Here is a 1548-nt window from a genome sequence, read left to right as displayed (position 1 = left end):
CTCAACTTTCGGCGTTAGAAATCATTAATGATTTCTTGATATAACCAGGAAGAAGCTCAAAAAAGTAGTCTAATAGGTCATTTATCTTTTCTTCAGTTAATGTTGAATAATCATGTAGAGTCTTTTTGAAAAGGTCTATGATTAAAAATAATGCTTCAATATGACTTAAATCTTTTAGCTCATCACAGTATTCAAAAAACATACCGCCAAAAGTCTTTTCGTCTTCATTTTTTCTGACATCTAAAGTCAGCATAATGTATCTGGTGAATACTATTGTGGTGTGAGCAAACATTGAATCATAGCTTCTTCCCTGAAATTCTTTGGCTAAACGCAGATATGATTTGTTCATCTTAAAAAACACTTCAATATCCCAGCGTTTGCCGTAGATTCTGATGATTTCCTCAGCATCTAGATCTATGTTAGTGGATAATAAAGCTATCCATTGACTTTTGTCATTATCATTTTTAACAAAGATTATTTTAGCTTTAATTTCTTTATCATTCTTATCTTTACCAAGACCGACAACAGCAGAGGCTACAACTCTATTTTTGTGATCTTTATCGAGCTTTTTGTAGAGATCTTTTAAATTTAGTTTTTTACCTTTGTAGATATAATAAACCCTGTACATTGCTTTTAATCTGCAGATAACCTGCATATTGTGTCCTAAAACTTTTTTAATAACTTTAGGATAGGCAAACCAGCTATCAAAAAGAACATAATCTACAGGAATGGCATATTTAACTGCTCCTTTGAGTAGATCAAACATTGTTTCAGTAGTCTTTTTAAGAGCTTCTTTACGCCTTTTATAGCCATTAGTTCTTTTATCAATATTCTCGTTGACACCATTAATTTGAGTATTGGGGTTAGTAGAACTTAAAAGAGAGAAAGCAACAGGAATAAAACTATTACCGTCAGACCAGCCCATAGTTAACATTCTAAAACCTTTGACATATTTACCTGAAGCATGATCATGAACTCTGCTTAATAATTCAACAGCTTTACTTCTTGATCTTGAGTAAAGAGAATCATCAAAAATCAAGACATTAACTCTATTTTTAGAAGTCAAAGAATAGATTTTACTGTTGATGATTTTAGAGCTTAAAATAAGGAGAAATTTTCTCCAGTTATAGCTGCAGGAATTCAAGAAATCATAGATAACATCCTTGCCAAAAGGTAGATCTTCAGGTTTACTGGTTAAAAGCTGATAAAGATTTTTACCGCTAAAAACAAGCTTAAATATAACCTGAAAGACTAGAAAACAGGAAGCACCTCTTAATTTAGTGATATTAGACATTCTTAGAGCTTTAACAAGTTCAATTTTTTTGAAAAAATTATCAATATTAGAGTCAAGATTCTTTTCTTCAATTAAATTATGTGGTATAATAGTATTCAACAAAAACATCCCTTTCTTATTGGTATTTAAGTGATCTTGTTAATTACTATTATACCATAAATAGGGGTGTTTTTGTATTTTTTATGACTACTTTTTTGAGCTTCTTCCTATGTTTATCAAGGTTTTATTACTAAAACCTAACGCCGAAAGTTGAG

The 1548-nt window shown here is 30.6% G+C and carries 1 protein-coding gene; it reads right to left on the bottom strand.

Annotated elements, in window-relative coordinates; all coding sequences use genetic code 11:
- Position 1: 1 nt before the first annotated feature.
- On the bottom strand, positions 2-1402 hold the full coding sequence (locus DFR80_RS15085; RefSeq protein ID WP_369862836.1) for a transposase: 1401 nt from the start codon (positions 1400-1402) through the stop codon (positions 2-4).
- Positions 1403-1548: the final 146 nt, after the last annotated feature.

Origin of the sequence: Halanaerobium sp. ST460_2HS_T2 (assembly GCF_003337665.1) — a bacterium.
Classification (GTDB): Bacteria; Bacillota; Halanaerobiia; order Halanaerobiales; family Halanaerobiaceae; genus Halanaerobium; species Halanaerobium kushneri.
The sequence above is the reverse complement of the archived record's forward strand: the minus strand, read 5'-3'. Positions and strand labels throughout refer to the sequence as shown.